General features: G+C 65.2%; 24 protein-coding genes and 1 tRNA gene. 15 read left to right on the top strand and 10 right to left on the bottom strand.

What is annotated here, in order from left to right:
• The first annotated feature begins 1,199 nt into the window (after positions 1 to 1,199).
• Entirely contained in the window at positions 1,200 to 1,745 is a 546-nt protein-coding gene (locus EWH70_RS18425) for an HD domain-containing protein (protein ID WP_205669179.1), read from the top strand.
• A 10-nt stretch (positions 1,746 to 1,755) separates the two neighbouring features.
• Here EWH70_RS18425 and EWH70_RS18420 read toward each other — a convergent pair whose 3' ends face one another.
• Both EWH70_RS18420 and EWH70_RS18415 read right to left on the bottom strand, forming a co-directional pair.
• Positions 1,756 to 2,229, bottom strand: a complete 474-nt coding sequence (locus EWH70_RS18420) for an NUDIX hydrolase (RefSeq protein WP_130476686.1) — start codon at positions 2,227 to 2,229, stop codon at positions 1,756 to 1,758.
• A 12-nt stretch (positions 2,230 to 2,241) separates the two neighbouring features.
• Positions 2,242 to 2,994, bottom strand: coding sequence for a helix-turn-helix domain-containing protein (locus tag EWH70_RS18415; protein ID WP_130476685.1), 753 nt, complete (start codon positions 2,992 to 2,994; stop codon positions 2,242 to 2,244).
• Between the two features lie 164 nt (positions 2,995 to 3,158).
• On the opposite strand from EWH70_RS18415, the gene EWH70_RS18410 reads away from it, so the two are divergent.
• The 12 genes from EWH70_RS18410 to EWH70_RS18355 all read left to right on the top strand — a co-directional run bounded on the left by EWH70_RS18410 (position 3,159) and on the right by EWH70_RS18355 (position 11,511).
• Positions 3,159 to 3,506, top strand: a complete 348-nt coding sequence (locus EWH70_RS18410; protein ID WP_130476684.1) for a hypothetical protein — start codon at positions 3,159 to 3,161, stop codon at positions 3,504 to 3,506.
• A gap of 31 nt (positions 3,507 to 3,537) precedes the next feature.
• The gene (locus tag EWH70_RS18405; RefSeq protein WP_130476683.1) at positions 3,538 to 3,861 is read left to right on the top strand and encodes a hypothetical protein; all 324 of its coding nucleotides are present in this window, start codon (positions 3,538 to 3,540) and stop codon (positions 3,859 to 3,861) included.
• Positions 3,862 to 4,062: 201 nt separating this feature from the next.
• On the top strand, positions 4,063 to 4,764 hold the full coding sequence (locus tag EWH70_RS18400) for a hypothetical protein (protein WP_130476682.1): 702 nt from the start codon (positions 4,063 to 4,065) through the stop codon (positions 4,762 to 4,764).
• Positions 4,765 to 4,837: 73 nt separating this feature from the next.
• Positions 4,838 to 5,635, top strand: coding sequence for an FtsK/SpoIIIE domain-containing protein (locus EWH70_RS18395; protein ID WP_240687055.1), 798 nt, complete (start codon positions 4,838 to 4,840; stop codon positions 5,633 to 5,635).
• 74 nt (positions 5,636 to 5,709) lie between these two features.
• A complete protein-coding gene (locus tag EWH70_RS18390) occupies positions 5,710 to 5,973 on the top strand; it encodes a hypothetical protein (protein WP_130476680.1) in 264 nt (87 codons plus the stop codon).
• A complete protein-coding gene (locus EWH70_RS18385; RefSeq protein ID WP_130476679.1) occupies positions 5,951 to 6,211 on the top strand; it encodes a hypothetical protein in 261 nt (86 codons plus the stop codon). Before EWH70_RS18390 ends, EWH70_RS18385 begins: the two co-directional genes overlap by 23 nt.
• Positions 6,212 to 6,318: 107 nt before the next feature.
• The gene (locus tag EWH70_RS18380; RefSeq protein ID WP_130476678.1) at positions 6,319 to 6,987 is read left to right on the top strand and encodes a hypothetical protein; all 669 of its coding nucleotides are present in this window, start codon (positions 6,319 to 6,321) and stop codon (positions 6,985 to 6,987) included.
• A gap of 90 nt (positions 6,988 to 7,077) precedes the next feature.
• On the top strand, positions 7,078 to 7,821 hold the full coding sequence (locus EWH70_RS18375) for a hypothetical protein (protein WP_130476677.1): 744 nt from the start codon (positions 7,078 to 7,080) through the stop codon (positions 7,819 to 7,821).
• A gap of 327 nt (positions 7,822 to 8,148) precedes the next feature.
• The gene (locus tag EWH70_RS18370) at positions 8,149 to 8,469 is read left to right on the top strand and encodes a hypothetical protein (protein WP_130476676.1); all 321 of its coding nucleotides are present in this window, start codon (positions 8,149 to 8,151) and stop codon (positions 8,467 to 8,469) included.
• Between the two features lie 34 nt (positions 8,470 to 8,503).
• Entirely contained in the window at positions 8,504 to 10,063 is a 1,560-nt protein-coding gene (locus EWH70_RS18365; protein ID WP_338078590.1) for a replication initiator, read from the top strand.
• A 28-nt stretch (positions 10,064 to 10,091) separates the two neighbouring features.
• A complete protein-coding gene (locus tag EWH70_RS36505; RefSeq protein ID WP_130476675.1) occupies positions 10,092 to 10,298 on the top strand; it encodes an excisionase family DNA-binding protein in 207 nt (68 codons plus the stop codon).
• Complete coding sequence (locus EWH70_RS18355) at positions 10,291 to 11,511, top strand: site-specific integrase (protein WP_130476674.1); 1,221 nt, start codon at positions 10,291 to 10,293, stop codon at positions 11,509 to 11,511. The genes EWH70_RS36505 and EWH70_RS18355 overlap by 8 nt, the downstream gene beginning before the upstream one ends.
• Before the next feature lie 79 nt (positions 11,512 to 11,590).
• On the opposite strand, the gene EWH70_RS18350 is transcribed toward EWH70_RS18355, so the two are convergent.
• The 7 genes from EWH70_RS18350 to EWH70_RS18320 all read right to left on the bottom strand — a co-directional run bounded on the left by EWH70_RS18350 (position 11,591) and on the right by EWH70_RS18320 (position 15,551).
• Positions 11,591 to 11,663: transfer RNA gene (locus EWH70_RS18350), tRNA-Ala, on the bottom strand.
• A gap of 93 nt (positions 11,664 to 11,756) precedes the next feature.
• Positions 11,757 to 12,275, bottom strand: a complete 519-nt coding sequence (locus EWH70_RS18345) for a YbaB/EbfC family DNA-binding protein (RefSeq protein ID WP_130476673.1) — start codon at positions 12,273 to 12,275, stop codon at positions 11,757 to 11,759.
• A gap of 5 nt (positions 12,276 to 12,280) precedes the next feature.
• Positions 12,281 to 12,661: a YbaB/EbfC family DNA-binding protein gene (locus EWH70_RS18340; RefSeq protein ID WP_240687054.1), complete on the bottom strand. Its 381-nt coding sequence runs from the start codon at positions 12,659 to 12,661 to the stop codon at positions 12,281 to 12,283.
• 38 nt (positions 12,662 to 12,699) lie between these two features.
• Positions 12,700 to 13,809, bottom strand: a complete 1,110-nt coding sequence (locus EWH70_RS18335; protein WP_240687053.1) for an NlpC/P60 family protein — start codon at positions 13,807 to 13,809, stop codon at positions 12,700 to 12,702.
• A complete protein-coding gene (locus EWH70_RS18330) occupies positions 13,806 to 14,147 on the bottom strand; it encodes a hypothetical protein (RefSeq protein ID WP_130476672.1) in 342 nt (113 codons plus the stop codon). Before EWH70_RS18330 ends, EWH70_RS18335 begins: the two co-directional genes overlap by 4 nt.
• 67 nt (positions 14,148 to 14,214) lie before the next feature.
• Positions 14,215 to 15,024, bottom strand: coding sequence for a DsbA family protein (locus EWH70_RS18325; protein ID WP_130476671.1), 810 nt, complete (start codon positions 15,022 to 15,024; stop codon positions 14,215 to 14,217).
• Between the two features lie 5 nt (positions 15,025 to 15,029).
• A complete protein-coding gene (locus EWH70_RS18320; RefSeq protein WP_130476670.1) occupies positions 15,030 to 15,551 on the bottom strand; it encodes a MauE/DoxX family redox-associated membrane protein in 522 nt (173 codons plus the stop codon).
• Positions 15,552 to 15,603: 52 nt separating this feature from the next.
• Between EWH70_RS18320 and EWH70_RS18315 the strand changes: the two genes are divergently transcribed.
• Positions 15,604 to 16,425, top strand: a complete 822-nt coding sequence (locus EWH70_RS18315) for a glutamate ABC transporter substrate-binding protein (protein ID WP_130476669.1) — start codon at positions 15,604 to 15,606, stop codon at positions 16,423 to 16,425.
• Positions 16,422 to 18,800, top strand: a complete 2,379-nt coding sequence (gene hrpB, locus EWH70_RS18310; protein ID WP_130476668.1) for an ATP-dependent helicase HrpB — start codon at positions 16,422 to 16,424, stop codon at positions 18,798 to 18,800. Before EWH70_RS18315 ends, hrpB begins: the two co-directional genes overlap by 4 nt.
• On the opposite strand, the gene EWH70_RS18305 is transcribed toward hrpB, so the two are convergent.
• A complete protein-coding gene (locus tag EWH70_RS18305; RefSeq protein ID WP_130476667.1) occupies positions 18,797 to 19,585 on the bottom strand; it encodes an ion transporter in 789 nt (262 codons plus the stop codon). The two genes, hrpB and EWH70_RS18305, sit on opposite strands and share 4 nt — an antisense overlap.
• Positions 19,586 to 19,659 lie beyond the last annotated feature (74 nt).

The raw sequence follows: 19,659 nt of genomic DNA, 5'->3' as shown, positions 1-19,659 counted from the left end.
CATCAACGGCGATCACCCCGTCCCGCCGGACACTGCACAGCGGCTCCCCGCAATCCCGCACCGGAACCGCCGCGACCCGCACATCCGACATCAGCACAACGCCATCCACCCGAACACCTCCCAGTAGGTCCTCCAGCCCCCAGCGGTGCCCCCACCTACTGAACAGTAACTAAAGTACAGTCCATGGTGGACAAATTCGGCAAGCCAAAAAACAACGTCCGACCTGCGGCAACACGCAGATCGGGCGATCATGAAAGCTGTGGACCTTAGGGGGCTTACTCGAACACCGACCAGATCAACGCAACCACGCGTGGGGGTTCGGGGGCTTGCCCCCGAGCGGGGTGTGGGGGCTGCGCCCCCACAAGACACGCGGAACAGAAAAGGCTCGCGCTCTCCGCGAGCACGAGCCTGCCATCTGTGGAGCTAAGGGGACTCGAACCCCTGACCCCCTCACTGCCAGGGCTAGGCAGCAGGTCCAGCAAGGAGTGTTTACGCAGGTCACTGGGTCATGATGATCAGTCAGGACCATCGGAGGTCAGGCACGTTGCTGTACTTTGCTGCTGTACCCCCGAGCTGCCGCACTAGGGCTGCCACCGGTTCAAGTCCCGTTACTCAAGCCCAGCGCTCGCGACATGTTGATCTTCTGACATGTCCCCGCGAGGGCCGTTACTGTCCCCAATGGGGACACGTCTGCCAGCCATCGAGGACGGTTCCCACCACTCGGTTCCTGACGAGGCGAGTAACGGGACCTGAACCCGTTACTCATCGCATTTGCAAATCGCCGTCGCGTCGCCATCGCCGCTGTCCTTGCCGCGCCTTAACGGGGACGGTCGGTGTCAACCCGGAACCCCGATCGCGCTGGGTGAGCATTTGCCACCTGAACCGTTGCACAGAGAGTGACCACCGGCGCGATCGGGCGCGAAGCGGGGTTGATGCCGGCCGTTCCCGTAAGACACTTGCGGCCAGCGGGGATGATTCCGTGAGATCGACATCAACACAAGATGATCTTTCAACGGTTCTGCCTGCTCCTACATGGAGCGGCGCGTTCGCCGTAGGCCGCCAGAGGGCTCGATCCCGAAGCGAAGCGGAGGGTCGAGCTCGTGCCTGTTCGGCGCGCGTCCGCCCCGCGACCTGTGGGAGCGGCTTGAAGACGTATAGAAAGTCATCACACCCTCGGGTAGTACGGTGAGAGGGTGAGCATGAAGCCTGACGACTTGGTAGCGAGCGCAATGGGACAAGCGGCACATCTTGTCGCCCCGCTAGGGCGTCGCTGGCTTCATGTCCAAGCCGTAGCACGTGCAGCCATCCGTCTTGCCGCCACGGTTCCGGAGAGCGATCGTTCTGACCTCGTGAGCGCTGCCTGGCTTCACGATATCGGTTACTCGCCAAAGCTAGCGGAGACCGGTTTTCACCCGCTGGATGGGGCTCGTTACCTTCGGGACATTGGCTGGCCGCGCAGAATCGTCAACCTGGTAGCACATCACTCCGGCGCTCGCTTCGAAGCTCAAGAGCGCGGCCTGATTGACGAGCTTTCTGAATTCGAGCTCGAAGAAAGCCCAGTGATGGACGCACTTGTGACAGCCGATCTGACAACCGGTCCCAGTGGTGAATCGTTGACCTTCCAGGAACGTATAGCGGAGATCTTTGCACGCTATCCGTCCACCGACCCCGTTCACCGTACGTGGCTAAAAGCCGCAGGCCCGATGGAAGTCTGCGTTCAGCGCGCACTTGTGCGCGAGCATTAGTTCTTTAGATTCAGCCAATGTAGGGCTGGCTGCGATTCTCCAAGAAGTGATCAATACGCAGACGCATTGATGGATGGATATTGAGCTCATCTAGCTTGTTCACGTCGACCCACCTAACGGCTTTTGTCTCGCTTCCATCCTCTCGGGCTTCGCCGCCTATCAGCTCGGCACTGAAGCACATAGAGAACTGCTGACGAACTTCGCCATCGTCATACCTCATCACGTGATTCGGATTCGTGTACAACCCCACCAGGCCGGTTACCTTTACCTGGATACCCGTTTCTTCCAAGACCTCCCTCACAGCCGTATCGGCAATGTACTCCCCTGCGTCATGTCCACCACCAGGCAAAGCCCAAAGATCATTATCAACTTTGTGGATTAGCAAAATTTTACCGTCATTGTTCAAAACTGCGACCGTCACCGACGGAACCACACTGTTTGCCTTTGGCGCCTTTGGGTCGTTAAAGTAATCAATGCGAGCCATTGTCGCTCCAATTCACCTGGTCGCTTCGTAAGGTTTTCCAGTTTCCCACACGCGCTCGAAACTTTCCTGATAGTGGTCAAACATGCGCCCACCAGGAACGCGCTGCAGATGCATAACCGGGTTAAAAGGGGCGCCGAACCCGTAGACATGCGGGTTTACCAGCATCGTAGAATCGCTACGATAGATCGAATTGTATAGAATAGTCGAGTGCAAACGAACTTCGATACCAGGGACTTCGGTCACCTTAGACAGGTAGCTTAATGACGTGTTGATTCGCCCCGGAAGACCGGCGCGCCCGATTCCTTCCTCTTCGCTTCGCCTTATCACTTCGTCAGATTCCGGATCTCCGAAAAGGATTCGAATCCGCGCACCATCGACAGCCTTTGTCGCGAGGACTTCTGTGATGTCGGGTCTGGTGTCGAGAAGAAAGAGGCCAGAGTAAACCAGTATGTCAAGACCATCCGTCAGGTCGTCCACCAGCTTCTTCCACATATCGTGCGGCACGGCACCACGATGTGGAAACAACTGAACGAACTCAGCTTGCGAAGCAAGCTGGACTTGAGGATCTTTCTGCAGTTCGGGCCACAGGTACGTCTCATCCTGCCCCAGCAGGGTTGCCGCCTTCCATCGATGTCCCCGGTGAGGTAGCCGGCCAGTACTGATCCAACGTTCGACTGTCTTCTGGTTGACGCCAATCCTTGCTGCTACAGCTTCGATGGTGAGCCCGGAAGCCGAGATGCAGCCGCGCAGTCGCTCGTTCGCCACCGGGACACCTCCAGGACGGATCGGGACGTTTTGACAAGCCTAAGACGTCCCGAAGTGTCCCGTCAAGCCGTGATGTGTCCCGGTTCACTGCGGTTTCCTTGGTGTTGTTCCCGCTGACGGGGATCAACCGAAGAAACCGATTCACCTCAACTGGAGGAAGCATCATGGATCTGATCATTGACACGTCTGGTGTGGATTTTCAGGTGGCGAAGCCTTTTGAGCCACGTTTTGACAGGGAAGGGAATCAGCGTCGAGACAAGCAGGGTGGGACTAATCTGCCTCTGCACGCCGTTCAGCTCGTTGCCTGGACAAAGGACGGATCTGAGACTGTGCTGGTCACTGTGGCGACTGATAACCCGCCCGAGTTGACTCAGCGGCAGTCGGTGACGATCGAGGGTCTGCAGGCTATGCCGTGGGTTTCGGACGGAAGGCCGAAGGTCGCGTTTCGTGCGCGTGCCGTGAACGCTGTTCCTACTGCTGCGACTTCGCGGTCGGGTAAGGCTGACTCCTGATCATTTGGACTGGTACTCGATAGGAGTAGCCATGGATGACCGTCAGATCGTTCTCAGCGCTAAGGGTTTGTCGGCTGAGGAACTGTTGGAGCAAAGCGATATTCAGTTCGCTGCGATGACCAACTTGGGCAAGTTAGTTGATCAGGTTGGGCAGTGGTGCCGTGAGGCCACCACGTTCGAAGAGAAGGCGAATCTGTGGGCTCAGTATGAGGGGTTGTGCCGAGACTATCGCGTCCTGATGGCCTGGTACAGCATCACGTATTCCGCGTATGTCTTCTCGGAGTCTGGTAGTGAACTGAAGACCGTCACTATTGAGGGTCTTCAACTAACCGGAGCGATCCTGACCGATCATTAGAGGTTTCGTCGGTGGACACAGGGCCGAGAATTTTGATCTTGGCGGATTGAACTTCGGCCCTGTGCCACCTCTCTTTTCACACATACTCACTGGAGGTGAGTTATGGCTAAGTCTAGCCGTATGCGTCGCCGTGGCGCGCGTGTCCACCAAACCGCCCGTACAGGCGGCTTCGAATTCATCATGCACCCTCGCGGAACCTGGTTGGGTTCCCTGGTCGGCCGGATCGTGCGGGCTCGTGCCGAGCTGTTCGTCCTGACCCTGGTGGTGCTGGTCTACCTGTGGTTGACAGCTCACCTACCCGAATGGGCGCTGTGGGCCACCCTCTTCGGGGTGATCGTGCTGGTTGTCGGGGTTGCCCCGGTTCGCCGGTATGTCACCCGACGCTGTTGGTGTGTGCTGTCCCGGCATCGCACCCGAGCGTGCTTCCGGTCCACCTGGACGATGACCTATGACGGCACTCTGCCGTATCTGCTGTGGTCACGACCTACCCCGGTCGGGGAGCGCATCCGAGTATGGCTGCCCGCTGGCTTAGCGGTCAACGACATCGAACAGGTGTCGAGCAAGCTCGCCGCTGCTTGTTGGGCACGGGAGTGCCGGATCGAACCCAGCCGCAAGCGTGCCGCGCTGGTGGTCCTGCACATCATCCGTCGAGACCCTCTGGAGTCCGCTCAGCTCGCTCCGGACGTGCTTGATCACATCGACCCGGCAACCACCGTCGATGACGGTCGGGTCGTTCCACTGCCCCGACGTGATGCTGTCGCCTCCGAGGTCCGACAAGCCACGGCCACTCAGCCCCGTGCTGAGCGTGGGCAGGCACAGAAATCCAAGAACACCAACAACAGCACCGGTTCAACCCCTGCTGTGGAGGGGTTCGGTGGAATGGATGTGACTGACTATGTTTAACCGACGTGGACCCCGCCGCACTGGCGGGGCCACCCCCACTATCCCGGTATCGGGACTATCTATCTATGACCCGATGCACTTCGGGATCGATGAGAACGGCCGGCAAGTCCGGGTCAGGCTGGCGTACAAGAACATCATCGCTGGTGGTGAACCCGGCTCGGGCAAGTCCTCGCTGGTCAACACCATCGTGGCCCACGGTGCGTTGTCCACCGACTGCCGTCTGTGGCTGTTCGACGGCAAGCAAGTCGAACTAGACCCGTGGCGCCCCGTGGCTGATGTGTTTGTCGGCAACGACATGGAACGAGCCCTGTATCGATTGGCTCAGCTACAGCACGAGCTCGACATCCGTTACGCGATGCTCCGCAAAGCCGGTCGACGCAAGATCACCCGTGATGACGGCCTGGACGTCATCTTGTTCGTCATCGACGAACTCGCCCTGTTCTCCGCCACCTACGGCACCAAGGAACAGCGCGAAGACTTCATCCGCATCCTGCGCGACATCGTTGCGAGGGGTCGAGCCGCGGGGATCATCACCGTCGCCGCGACCCAACGACCGAGCGCCGACATCATCCCGACCAGCCTGCGGGACCTGTTCGGCTACCGCGTGGCGTTCCGCTGCACCACCGACTCATCGTCGGACATCATCCTGTCGGTCGGCTGGGCCGGTGAAGGCTACTCCGCCAAAACCATCGATCCCCTGTCCGTCGGCGTGGGCTGGCTACTCGCCGAAGGCGGGATACCACAACGGTTCAAAGCGGCCTACCTCACCGACGCTGATATCCGCGCCATCGTCGCGCACGCACGCAGCATCCGCACGCACTACCCGGATGACGACGGAACAGCCGGAGTCCCCGCGCTCGTCACCGTCTAAATTCAGTCCCATAACCAATTACCGCTAACGGCGAATAGAACCGCTATTCGTCGCACAGAAGGAGTGTGCCCAAAATGGACCGAAATGTCAGCGATAGGACCATTTTCATCATCGTCGTAGCCATCGGATGCGCACTCGGTGTTCTGTCCGCTGTGGTTCCCGAGGTCAACACCATCCTCACCATCCTGCTCACCCTCGCTGCCGTCATCGGCATCACCGTCATCGTCGCAGGGCTCATCGAAATTAACCGCATGGGCGTCAACCCCATGCGTCCCACACAGGACACTACCGAGCAGGCTGCGGGAGGCGACGACGATGACCGTCCGCATCACCGATGAGTACTTCCGCTATGCCACAAACCAGATCCGGCTCGGCAAACGTCACCACATGCCCGGCATCCGCCGATGCACCGACTGCCGAGTCTTCTATCGGCAAGACGGCACCGGACTCACTACCTGTCCACAGTGCCGCACCAAGCACGACCGCATCTGCGTCCACTGCACGGTCCGGTTCTCCTGTGACGAGTACGGCACCCGGCTGTGCAAAAGCTGCCGCGACCAGACCTCACTGTTCTGAACCCTTCGTTCGTGACTCTCACCACCAGAGCCCGATCACGAGCCCTGGTGGTGGGGGTGGCGGCCGAACCAACCGTCATACCGAACCCAGCTAGATGGGAGACCACAATGGACAAACTAGCTATCGACCAGTTGACGCAAGCCCGTGACCTGATCCGAAAGGCCATCCACGGCCTTGTTCGCCCGGCTTCATCCATTCCGGACATCTATTACCCGATCATGGCGCTCATCGATGTCATCAGTGCCGTCCGCGACTTCCTGGACACAGTGCCTGTTCTCACGGAGTTCGATCCCACCGAGTACTACGACTCACAGGGTTCCAACCCGGGAGAGTCCATTGAACGTGCGGAAAACGCCTTGCACGATGCCCGCAACGACCTCATCAACGTGTTCTCAGAACTCAGCAAAGCCGAAGGCGAAATCAACCGCCTCAGACTGATCGAAGACTTGCCGCAATGGGAACGAGACCTGTTGAGGCTCGCTCCGAAAACCACGGAAGAGAATCCGATGGATCTTGACAACACAACTAACTGCCCTCTCGGCGCACAGTGTCAGCTCTGCCACTCAGTCGACAACCTAGGCGTTGCCACGTTCACCACACCACTGGGAGTGCTCTGTTGCACTGTCTGTGCTGACTGTGTGAACAGCGACATTCGGATCAGCGTAGCTCTGCCTGTCATCGTCGCCATGACCTACGTCGCCGAACACTGCGAACACCTCGGCATCGGTATCGACGACATGGCTTCGGCCCTCGCAGAGGAAGAGGGGAAGTCATGACCACCTAGGTAGCCACGTTCGCCCTGGTCTGCCTCACCGTTGCCTCAGATGTCACCCCAACCTTCTAGCACCCGAAAGGAACTGACGATCATGGAAACCGTTCGTGATCGTGTACGTACCGCTCTCGCCATTGCTGACCAAAATGGACAGCCACGTCCCGACCGCGCCGAACTTGCCCGACAGACCAGGGCCACTGAGCGCGCCGTCTATGAAGCACTTGTCGAACTGGACAAGGAGAAGGCCAACAACAACGGCACACCTGCCCACGTCAACGGCAACAAGGCAGAGCCGTCGAGCTCGAACCCGGTGAAGCGCAAAGCCGCCACGGTCAAGCAGAAGCTCACCACCACCCGGAAGCCCACATCGAAGCGTCCACATAGACCATGGCCACTGCTCATCATCGGACTTGGTGCCGCAGTAGCCGTGTGGTCCGGATGGGTCGGACTCGGTCAGATGGCCGGATTCGGCGTGATCCAGCTCCTGCCGGGCATCTGGGATGACCTTCGCCTGAACACCGCGATAGTCCTCCCCTTGTCCGTGGAAGCCTACGCCGCGTACGCACTCCACGTCTGGCTCGGGATCACCCCAGCCACCAAGTCACGTTCCACCAAGACGAAACCACGTAGCAACAGAACACTCCGATTCGCCCGGACCTCCGCCATCGCCAGCCTGGCTATCGGCGCTGTTGCCCAAGTGGCTTACCACCTCATGTCGGCAGCGGGATACACCCGCGCACCGTGGCCCATCGTCATGCTCGTCGCCATCATCCCCGTCGTTGTCCTGGGGCTCGCCTCAGCACTGGCGAAGCTCGTCAGCAACGACATCCACCGATAGCACAAGCTTGCCGGCCGATTCCCAAGCCACTTGATCATCTCTCTGGTCACCAGGACACCCGCAACGCCTGCCCTGGTGATCGGAGTGTTGGTCAAGCCCAACAACAACACTAGGAAGGAAATCCCATGCATAGCAAGCGAATCCTCCCCAAACTCGTTGCAGCCTTCGTCGCACTCCTGTTGTTGGTCTTCGTGATCAAGCAGCCGTTGCAAGCCGCAGACACCACGTCCGACATCGGAACGTGGCTCGGGGACGCCGGAAGTGCCGTCGGCTCCTTCCTTTCGTCACTCCTCAACTGACACACCACTGTCGAGAAAGGACACCACCATGACCGCGACACTAACCACACTGGCCCCTGCCGGTACCGCACTCCCAAGCGAGCCCGTGTTCCTGTGGGGACCTGGATATGACCTCACCGCCCGACAGATCGTCGACGCCCTCGGTTCCTACCTCGCGGCCTTCGGCGACAACTTCGAGCCCGGACAGGTCAGCCCCATGGACGCGATCCACGCCGAAGTGGCCTTCAACGGAGACCTCACCAGTTGGCAGACCCGCCGCACCGCCGATGAAGTCGCCGTGATCCGAGCCCGCGCCGAAGCCATCGCACGCGACTACTTCCACGGGCATTTCCCCGCACTCGCCTGGTAACCCGGAACGGAGAGAACAGCTAGTCGTGAGCACCATGCAGGCCGAGCCCACCCTCACCGGCGTCCTCGACGCGCTACGCCCTATCGCGGCACTGCGCACCGAGGTTGTTGGTGAGGGTGATCGGTCTGCCCGCACCACCGCGACCGACCGAGCCGCACGCGACGATTACCACCAGTGGCAACACCACGTCAGCACCGTCAACGGCTGCATCCGGCCCATCCGGCTCACCGGTCAGCTCCACACCATCGACACCACCACCGGCGAAGTTCTCGCCAGTCGCTCCACCGGCACCATGCCCGATGGAGTGCTGTATATCCCCTGCGGAAACCGACGCGCCGAAGTCTGCCCCGCCTGCGCAGAGCTCTACCGCGCCGACACCTTCCACATGATCAAAGCCGGACTCGTCGGCGGCAAAGGCACCCCGGACACCGTTGCCCACCACCCCGCCGTGTTCGCCACCTTCACCGCTCCATCCTTCGGCGCCGTCCACTCCCGCGCCGTCGACAAGAAGACCGGACGCGTCAAACCCTGCCGCATGCGCCGCTCCATGACCCTCTGCCCCCACGGACGGCCCACCTGGTGCTCACAGCGACACACAGAAGGCTCCCACGCCATCGGCAAGCCCCTGTGCTCCGAGTGCTACGACTACGCCGGACACGCCGTCTGGAACGCCTTCGCCCCCGAACTCTGGCGACGCACCACACAGACCATGCGCCGTCTTGCCTCCCGCCTGGGCAAACAGCACGGCGTTAAACTCGACATCAGCTTCGGCAAAGTAGCTGAGTACCAGGAACGCGGACTCGTCCACTTCCATGCCATCATCCGGCTCGACCAACGAGACCCGGGCAACCCGGACGCCATCCTTCCCCCGCCGGCCACTCTCACCGCCGCCCACCTCGACCAGCTCATCGCCCAAGCCGCGGCTACCACCGCCTTCCGCACACCCCCGCACCCCGGAAGCCGGTTCTACCCCGCCAACCCCGAGGGCTGGACCATCACGTGGGGCACCCAACTCGTCAACCGCCCCCTCGCTCGCGTCGACGGCGCCGACATCACCGAAAGCATGGTCGCCGGATACGTCGCCAAGTACGCCACCAAATCCACCGAAACAACCGGCTTCATCGCCCGCCGGATCACCCCCGACACCATCGCCCGCTACGCCGACTACCAAACCCACATCGGCACCCTCATCGCCCACTGCTGGGACATCGGCGCCAACCCACACAACCGCGACACCCACCCCGACGAACACGACGACTGGACCAACACCTACGGCAAACTCCGCCGCTGGGCGCACATGCTCGGATTCGGCGGACACTTCACCACCCGATCCCGCCGCTACGGGCCGACTCGTAAAGCGCTCAAGAACATCCGGCGCGTCCACCAACGCAGTCAACAGTTACTTCGACAGTCCGGCCACCGCACCACCGAACACCTCGATGAGGACACCACCCTCGTCATCGGCGAACTCGCCTACGCCGGTACCGGCTGGCTCACCCTCGGAGACGCCGAACTCGCCGCAAGCGCAGCGGCCAAAGCACGCGAGTACCGCAACACTCGCAAGCAAGAATTCGCGTTGCAGCAGACTGCCTGACAAAACTACAGAAAGGAGGTCAGTCACCATGACTACGCGAATCCTGGAAAGGAAGTGGTACACAGCGACCGAGGTAGCCGCATTGCTCGGTTTCGGTCTCTCCAAAACTAAGATGCTGATCGCTCAAGGTGATATTCGATCAGTCAAAGATGGGCGCCATCGACGCATACTACCCAGATGGGTTGACGAGTACATAGAAAGACGAGTGCAGGAACAGGGGCTGGACGATGAGTAAGTCTCGCGGCCGATCGAACGGCGAAGGGTCCATCTACCCGTACAAGAATGGCTATGCCGCCTACGCTTGGGTGACAACACCCGAGGGGCTTTCCCGACGCAAATACGTCTACGGAGCCACATGGGATGATGTTCACGAGAAGTGGATTAAGCTGAAAGACCAGGCTACCAAGGGGCCGATGGTTACCAGCACTCCACTGTTCGGCGCGTATTTGGACTACTACATCCGGGAGATTGTCCGACCTAATCTTGCACCAAAATCTGTTGAAGACTACGAACGCTTTGCGCGTATCTACTTCACGCCTGGGCTCGGCAAGAAGAAGCTCAAGATGACCACGCGTGATCTACAGCAGTGGTTCAATAGTACAGCTCGCACCTGTCAGTGTTGCGCACAGGGAAAAGACGCGGCTCGCTCCAAGAAAAAGCAGCGATGCTGCGCAAAGGGTTCGTGCTGTGAAGACTATCCAACAGCGTCCACGTTGTACGAGCTGAAACGGCGCCTCCGCATCATTTTCAACTGCGCTATTGACGAAGAGCTGATCAGCCGCAACCCGGCAACCGCCGTGAAGATTCCCCAGGTGCGACGCAAGAGGCGACGCCGCTGGACCAGCGAACACGCTCGTCAATTCTTGGCGTCGGCGAAAGAGGATGATGACCCGCTGTACGCGGCGTACGTGCTGGTCCTGGTCGAAGCTCTTCGCAAGGGTGAAGCGCTCGGGTTGCCAAAGGACGCGCCGAACTTTGATGATCAGCTACTCGACATCGGCTGGCAGTTACAGCGCGTAGGTGGCAAGTTACTCCATCGAGAAACCAAGACCGCAGAGTCCGACAACCCCTCGTTGCCGTTCCCCTCGATCGTGGGCAGTGCGCTCCAGCATCGTCTGGCCCAGCGCGAGCGTGACAGGCAGGCCGCCGGTGACGCGTGGGAAGAACACGGCCTGATGTTCACCACCAGGCTGGGCAGCCCAATCGAGCCCCGCAACTTCAACCGCGCATGGGATGCTCGGATCGTCAAGGCTGGGGTTCCGAAGATCAGTGTGCACGACGGTCGGCGTACCTGCGGGTCGCTACTGGCCGATCTTGACGTGCACCCTCGGGTGGCCATGGCCATTCTCCGGCATGCCCAGTTCGGTCTCACGATGGAGATCTACACCGAGGTGTCGGATGAGGCTACCCGTGCCGGACTCAAGAAGCTGGGAGATGCCCTCGGATGAGCCCTACTGCTGTACTTTGCTGCTGTACGGGTAGCAGAAAGGCCCTCTCCGAGAGTCGGAAAGGGCCTCTGACCTGCGGTGGAGCTAAGGGGACTCGAACCCCTGACCCCCTCACTGCCAGTGAGGTGCGCTACCAGCTGCGCCATAGCCCCTAGGTTGTACCGCTCCGGACCGGGAGGTGAACTCCCCGGCTCGGACATGTACACGGTACATGACCCCCGTCCCGCCCTCACGGCGGGGGTGGGTCAGCGGTCGGACCGCAGGGAGGCCGGGTCGAACGAGTACAGGTCGTCGTCCTCCTCCTGGACAGGCTCCCGCCGCGCGGGCTGCGGCGCCTGCCTGGCCAGCCGCTCCTCCCGGCGCCGCTGGAACTCCTCGACGGTGATCCCCGGGTCGTCGTCGTCCCTGCGGGCCGGCGCACGCTGGCCGGAGATCTGCTCGATCATCAGCGTCATGTCGTCGCCCAGGGCCAGCGCGACCTTGTTGTAGCTGTCCTGGACGGCCTCGGTGTGCGCGATCTCGGCCACCTCGACGATCAGCTCACCCAGCCGGGGCGCACCCCAGCTCGCCGCGGTGGGCGCCAGCCACAGGTCGACCAGCTTGCCGAGCGCGTCGACGGTGACCTCGATCGTGTTGTCCACGTCGTGTGCCTTGCCCCGTGCCTGCGACATCAGCTGCTCGACCTGGGCGACGGCCTCCCGCCGCGCCCGCGTCTGCTCGATGAGCTGCTGGGTGGTGTTGTGGATGGGTATCTCGTCGACCACCGTGGTCACCTTCCGCCGTAGCCGCGCTCGTCGTCGTCGGGCAGCGGCTCGAAGCCCATCGTCTTCAGCTGCCGGTCCGCGTCCCTGCCCAGCACGGGCGCCAGCGTCCGGTACATCCGGTCGCTGGCGCGCCGGGTGGCCCGGTCGGACAGCTCCACGATCTGCCGCGCGATCACCTCGGGAGCGCTGCGCAGGGCGAACGGCGTGAGCTTGACGCTCTTCAGCCGCCCGCCCGGGTACACCTCGACGGCGAACGCGCCGTCACCGGTCTCCGCCCTGCCCACGATCGGGCCGCTGCGCGCGATCGCGCCGCCGGCCTGCTCCCCCACCCGGTCCATCTCCCGCGACAACCGGTCGGCCTCCTGGCCGATATCGAACTCCGCCACCAGCGGCCCTCCCAACAGTTCCTTCCGGCAGATTAGCGTCAGCCCGTCGGGCGGTAGAACCCGATGAACGACTGCCCGGCGTTGGTGGTCCGGATCGGGCCGACCTGGACCGGGTCGCCTGCCTCGATCATCTGGCCGTTGCCGATGACCATGGCCACGTGCCCGGACCACACGACGAGGTCACCGGGCAGCAGCTGGTCCATCGACGGCACCTCCGCCCCGACCGTCTGCTGGTTGGACTTGCGCGGGATCTCCAGCCCGGCCTCGCCGTAGGAAGTCATCGTCAGGCCACTGCAGTCCAGCCCGACGCCGGGCGACGTGCCGCCCCAGACGTAGGGCACCCCCAGGTTGGACAACGCCGCGCGGACGGCCTTCGCCGCCGTCTCGTTGGGCGCCTTCACCGTGCTGCCGTCGGGCAGGTTGACGTCGACACCGGTGCCCGGCTGCGGCGGGATGGCCACCGGCAGCCGCGGCTTGCGCGCACCGCCGCCACCTCCGCCGCCACCACCGCCACCGCGGCGGCCGCCACCCCTGCTGTTGAACGATCCGCCGACGACCGTGCCACCGGAACCGCCGTTGTTGCCGCCGGTACCCGGGTTGCTGGCGGGCGGGGCCAGCTTCGTCGCGGTCGTGGTGAGGTCGGTCTGGGCGCTGGCCGCGACGGTCGCGGACTCGCCGTTCTTTTCCTCCACGAACGCCACCAGCGCAGCCATGATCTTGGCGATCTGCCCCTTCGCGTCCTCCTTGTTGGAGGCCCGCAGGGCGGCGATCGCCTTCATGTCGGTGTTGATCCGCTGGATGATCTCCTCGCGGAGCTGCTGGTTCTTGATGTCGGCGACGTCGAGGATCTCGGCGGCCTCGGCGACGGCCTTCTCGATCTCGGCGCTTTCCTGGAGCAGGTCGGTGACCTCCTTCTCCAGGCTCACCGAGGTGTTGGTGGCGTTGTCGGTGGCGTGGCCGGAGCTGTTCGCCGCCAGGTTGGCACGCTGCGCCGAGACGTTGCCGTGCACGCCGTCCAGCTGGGTCCGCAACGCGGCCTGACCGTCGACGGCGCTCGTCATGCCCGCGGTGTTGCGCGCGACCTTGCTGGCGAACTGGGTGTTGGTGTCCAGGCCCGTCCGCAGAACCTGTTCGGTCTCGTAGGTCACTGGATGTCCCTGCCGATCCGGTTCACCGTCTCGGCCTGGTCGTCCTCGACGCCCTGGTAGTTGACCGCGGTCTGCCTGGCCGCGTCACCCATCTCGCCCCATTTGCCCGCGACCCTGCCCAGCCGCTCCTGCAGCGACTGCATACGGCTGGCGTAGGCGCTGCTGAAACCGGTCTCGTCCCCCAGTGCGGAGAAGCCGTCGCCGCCGACGCTGGCGTTGGGTGCGACGTGCTTCGAACTCGCGCCGCGGATCTCCTCGCCCGCCGGGTCGATCTGGCGTGCGTAGTTCTCGTAGGTCCCCTCGTTGACGTGGAACCCTCTGTGTGGTGTGCCGTCCACGATCCCTCCTCGTAGCCCGCGTTCAGCCTAGCCGACGCGGGGTACCCGGAGGGGCGAAACCGGCAGGTCACGGCTGGGGTGCGGCGAGCACCTTCGTCAGCCAGTCCTGGTCGAGCGTGATGGCCTTGCCGGCCACCGCGACGGTCGGCGTGCCGAAGCCGCGACGGCCGTTCGGGAAGTCCCGCTGCAGGCCCGGGTCGTTCTGCGCCCTGGCCAGTTCGGCGGTCAGCTGCTGGTTGTAGGTGCCTGCGTTGACGCAGGCCGGGAAGGCCGCGTTGGTGATGCCCAGGTCCTGCCCCAGCTTGATCAGCTGGGCCTTGTCGTAGCCGCGCTTGCCCTCCTCGGGCTGCGAGTGGAACAGCGCGTCGTGGAACTGGGTGAACTTGCCGTCGTCGGCGGCACACAAGGCGGCGTTGGCGGAGTCCAGCGAGTAGCCCGGCGGGTCGGACTGCTCGACCAGCATCGGCAGCATGTGCGTGCGCACCCGCAGCGCACCGGCCTCGACCTGCTCGTGGATCTGCGGGCCGTAGGTCTTCTCGAACTGGCCGCACGCCGGGCACAGGAAGTCGGCGTAGACGTCGATGGTGGCCTTCGCGTCCGGCTTGCCGGTGACCACGACGACGCCTTCCCTGACCGAGGCGACGTTGCCCGCCGGCTGGCCGGTGGCGATGGTCTGGCCCTCGGTCTCGTTCTTCGACGAGTTGGTCCAGATCACGCCACCGATGACGGCGGCGGCCAGCACGACGACACCGACGACGGCCGCGACCATCCGCGTGTTGACACCGCCGCCACGCGCCTTCGAGACAGCCTTCGCACCGGCCGATCGCTGCTGCTGCTCCTGCTTGCGCTTGCGAGCGTTGCGCTCCGCTCCACCCACCGGTCTCAGGTCCTTTCCGTCTTCACAGGTTCGTCGGCCGGCTCCGGCTCGGCGCGTCCCTTCCGTATCCAGCCGTCGGCCGACGCCCAGGTCCTCGGCCGGACGGTCAGCCACGCGGCCAGCGCGAGGAAACCGACGTCGCGCGCGATCTCCTCCGGGTAGCGGGTCTCGCCCTGCGCCACCTCGCCACCGCCGCCGAAGCAGCCGCAGTCGATGGACAGCCCGCGTGCCCAGGACTGCACGACCCCGGCGATGAACACCACGAGCACCACCGCCGACGCCACGGCGACCCACCTGGTGAACAGCCCGGCCAGCACCAGCAGCCCGAGCACCAGCTCCACCAGCGGCAACGCCGTGGCCACCGGCCCGACCAGGCCCGCCGGCAGGACGTCGAAGGCCTTCACGGCGATGTAGGTCTGCCCGGGGTCGGACACCTTGATGGCACCGGACACCAGCCACACGGCGGCCAGCCCCAGCCGCACGACGGTGCCCGCTCCGTCGAGCACTCGGGGGGTCGGTCGCCGCACGCACCTAGGCTAGCCAGCGCCCCTGAGAAGACAGCGTGAGGTGGGAGTCCCTATGCGGGTGATCCACGTCATCACCGGAGTGATCCTGCTCGCCGTGGCCGCCTGCTCGCCCTCGGCCGACCCGGAGTCCGTGGTCGGCCGTGCCCGGGACAGCGGCACGCTGGTCATCGGCACGCGCTTCGACCAGCCCGGCATCTCCCAGCGCACGCTGGACGGGCGGCTGGTCGGCTTCGACGTGGACGTGGCCACCTACGTCGCGGGCGAGCTCGGCGTGGACGCCGACGACATCACCTGGCGGGAGATCCCCACCGTCCGGCGCGAGACCGACCTCGCCGAGCGGGTGGTGGACCTGGTCGTGGCGACGTACTCGATCACCGACGCGCGCAAGCAGCAGGTCACGTTCGCCGGGCCGTACTTCGACACCGGCCAGGACCTGCTGGTCCGCACCACGTCCCCGGACATCACCGGGCCGGAGACGCTGGCAGGCCGCAAGCTCTGCGCGGTGCCGAACACCACGTCGGCCCAGATGGTCAAGGACCGGTTCGCGCAGACGGCCGAGCTGGTGGAGTACCCGCGTTACCCGGACTGCGTGACGGCCCTGCTCGCCGGCCAGGTCGACGCCGTGTCCACCGACGGGGTGATCCTCGCCGGGTTCGCCGCGGACCATCCGGAGCTGCTGCGCGTGGTGGGCAAGCCGTTCGCAGGCGAGCGGTACGGCGTCGGCCTGCGCAAGGGCGACACCGACGGGCAGCGGGCGGTCAACGACGCCATCCGCAAGATGATCAGCAGCGGCGCCTGGCACGACTCCCTGCAGCGCAACATCGGCCCGTCCGGCTACCAGCTGCCGCCTCCCCCGGCGGTGACCGAGCAGTGACGCTGCCGGTCACCGAGGTACTCGGCGAGCTGACCGCCGCACTCGACGCCCACGGCACCGCGGTGCTGGTCGCTCCGCCCGGCACAGGCAAGACGACGCTCGTGCCGCCGGCGCTGGTGACCGGCGCGGGCCGCGTGGTGGTCGCCGAGCCGCGCCGGCTGGCCGCACGGGCCGCCGCCGCACGCATGGCCGCCCAGCTGGGTGAACCGGTGGGACGGACGGTCGGCTACGCGGTGCGCGGCGACCGGAAGGTGTCCGCGGACACCCGGATCGAGGTGGTCACCTCGGGGCTGCTGGTACGCAGGCTGCAGGGCGACCCGGAGCTGCCCGGCGTGTCGACGGTGCTGCTCGACGAGTGCCACGAGCGCCACCTCGACGCCGACCTGCTGCTCGCCCTGCTGCTGGACGTGCGCGAGGGCCTGCGGCCCGACCTGCGGCTGCTGGCGACCTCGGCCACCGTCGCGGCCGACCGGCTCGCGGCGCTGCTCGGCGGGGCGCCGGTGGTGACCGCGCACGCGCGCACGTTCGACGTGGAGCACCGGCATCTGCCGCCCGCCCGGGGCGAGCGGATCGAGGCGTGCGTGGCCAGGGCGGTGCGGGCGGCGCTGGCCGGGGACGAGGGTGACGTGCTGGCGTTCCTGCCCGGCGCGGGCGAGATCGCTCGTACCGCAAGCCTGCTGGCCGGGGTGTCCGATGTGGACGTACTGCCGCTGCACGGGCGGCTGCCCGCGGCACGGCAGGACGCGGCGCTGCGGCCGGGGCCGCGGCGGCGGGTGGTGCTGGCCACCGCGGTGGCCGAATCGAGCCTGACCGTGCCGGGGGTGCGGGTCGTCGTCGACTCCGGCCTGGCCAGGGTGCCGAGAGTGGACCATCGCAGGGGGCTGCCGGGCCTGGCGACCGTGCGGGTGTCGGCGGCCGTGGCGGCCCAGCGGGCCGGGCGCGCGGGCCGGGAGGCGCCGGGCGTCGCCTACCGCTGCTGGCCCGCTGCCGAGCACGCGACGCTGCCCGCGTACCCGGAGCCGGAAATCCGCACCGCCGAGCTGGGCAGGCTGGCGCTGGAGCTGGCCTGCTGGTCCACTCCGGACGGTGGCGGGCTGAGCTGGTGGGACCCGCCTGCCGAGGGCCCGCTGGCAGCGGCGCGGGCCCTGCTGCACGACCTCGGTGCGACCGGCGCCGACGGCAGGATCACCGAACGCGGCGGGCGCATGGCCGGGCTCGGCCTGCATCCCCGGCTGGCCAGGGCGCTGCTCGACGGCGCGGAACGGGCGGGCAGCCGCTGCGCCGCCGAGGTGGTGGCCCTGCTCGACGGCGGCGCCCAGCTCACCGACGTCGAGGCCGAGCTGCGCAGGCTGCGGTCAGCCGGTGACGAGCAGGCCAGGCGGTGGCGACGCGAGGCCGGCCGGCTGGAGCGGCTCGTGTCGGTGTCTGGCCGGCCAGACACCGCGGCCGTCGTCGCGCTGGCCTATCCGGAGCGGCTCGCCCGGCGGCGGGCGGCCGGGTCGGCGGTGTACCTGATGGCCGGTGGCACGGCCGCGGTGCTGCCGCAGGGCAGCGGGCTCGCCGACGCCGAGTGGCTGGCGGTGGCCGAGGCCACCCGCGACCCCGGTCGCAGCGAGGCGGTGATCCGGCTCGCCGCCAGGGCCGACGCGGAGCTGGCCGTCGCCGCCGCACCGAGTCTGGTATCCCAGACCGACGAGGTGACCTGGGTGGACGGTGGCGTCCGGGCCCGGTCGGTCCGCCGGCTGGGCGCGATCACGCTGACCGAGCGGCCTCTCGCCCGGCCGGCGCCGGAGCTGGTGCGGGCCGCCGTCGTCGACGGCCTGCGGCGGGAAGGTCTGGGGCTGCTGCGCTGGCCTGCCGAGGCGGTCTCGCTGCGGCAGCGCATGGCCTTCCTGCACGACGTCCTCGGCCCACCGTGGCCGCCGGTCGACGATACCGCCCTACTGTCCACTGTGGACGAGTGGCTGGAGTCTGGGATACCAGACCCCGGCCAGGTGGACGCGACGGCTGTGCTGCGCACCCGGCTCCCGTGGCCGGAGGCGAGCGGGCTGGACGAGCTGGCGCCGGAGCGGATCACCGTGCCGTCCGGCTCGCGGATCCGGGTGGACTACGCGGACGGTCCGGTGCTGGCGGTGAAACTGCAGGAGACGTTCGGCTGGACCGCGACGCCGCGGGTGGCGGGCGGCCGGGTCCCGGTCGTGCTGCACCTGCTGTCACCGGCCGGCCGTCCCGCCGCGGTCACCGCGGACCTGGAATCGTTCTGGCGCAACGGTTATCCGGCGGTCCGGGCGGAACTACGCGGGCGTTACCCGAAGCACCCGTGGCCGGAGGACCCGCTGACGGCCGAGCCGACACACCGGACGAAACGGCGTTAACGCACGGCGCCGAGCGGCGGTGCCGGTAGTTCCTCGCGCACCTTCTCGTCGGACTCGTCCTCCTCGTGCAGCCCGAGCTGCACCGCGTGCCGGATCTGCTCGCGGTTCTCCCGTACCACGTGGGCGAAGAAGTCGTCGATGCGTGGATCGGTGAGCACGTCCAGCGTGATCCGCATGACCGTGTCCACCACGGAACGCACGATCTCGTCGTGGAACGGCAGGCGGGACAGCCTGCCCGCGGCGGGGTCGGCCTTCATCTTCTCGGTGATGATGCTGCGCAGCATTTCCCGGTTCTCGCCGAGGGAACGGGCGAGGTTCTGCGGGTAGTTGCCGGTTTCCAGCACCTTGACGACCTCGTCCATGACCGCGATGGTGATGGGTTTCTTGATCGCCAGCACGATGGGCCGCGACATGCGTTCCACCATGCGCTGGGTGAACCGCTCGCCGAACGCGCGGTCCGCGGTGCGGGCCAGCCGCACGATCAGGACCACGAGGCGCAGCAGCCGGAATCCGCGCAGCGCCGGGTGCGCGATCGGGATCATGCCGAGGATCTCGTACCAGTTGCGCAGCGGGAACTTGCCTTCCCAGCCCGCCTTGTGCCAGCGCCACAGGAACTCCAGCGCGAAGACTCCGCAGATCGCCGCGTCGATGACGAAGATCCGGTGGGCGGTGGCGTCGGAGTGCGGCCAGAAGGTGACGTAGACCAGCAGCACCACGGAAAACACCGCGAGCGCGAGCATGAACCAGTCCAGGAGGTTGACGCGCCGTGTCGCGGTAGTGCCCATGCCCGCATTCTGCCGTCCGGTGACCCGCGCCGCACGAAGGCGGTAACGAAAGTCGGGGGTAACCGTCGCCTTTA

The organism is Amycolatopsis suaedae (assembly GCF_004214935.1).
Taxonomy (GTDB): Bacteria; Actinomycetota; Actinomycetes; order Mycobacteriales; family Pseudonocardiaceae; genus Amycolatopsis; species Amycolatopsis suaedae.
The sequence above is the reverse complement of the archived record's forward strand: the minus strand, read 5'-3'. Positions and strand labels throughout refer to the sequence as shown.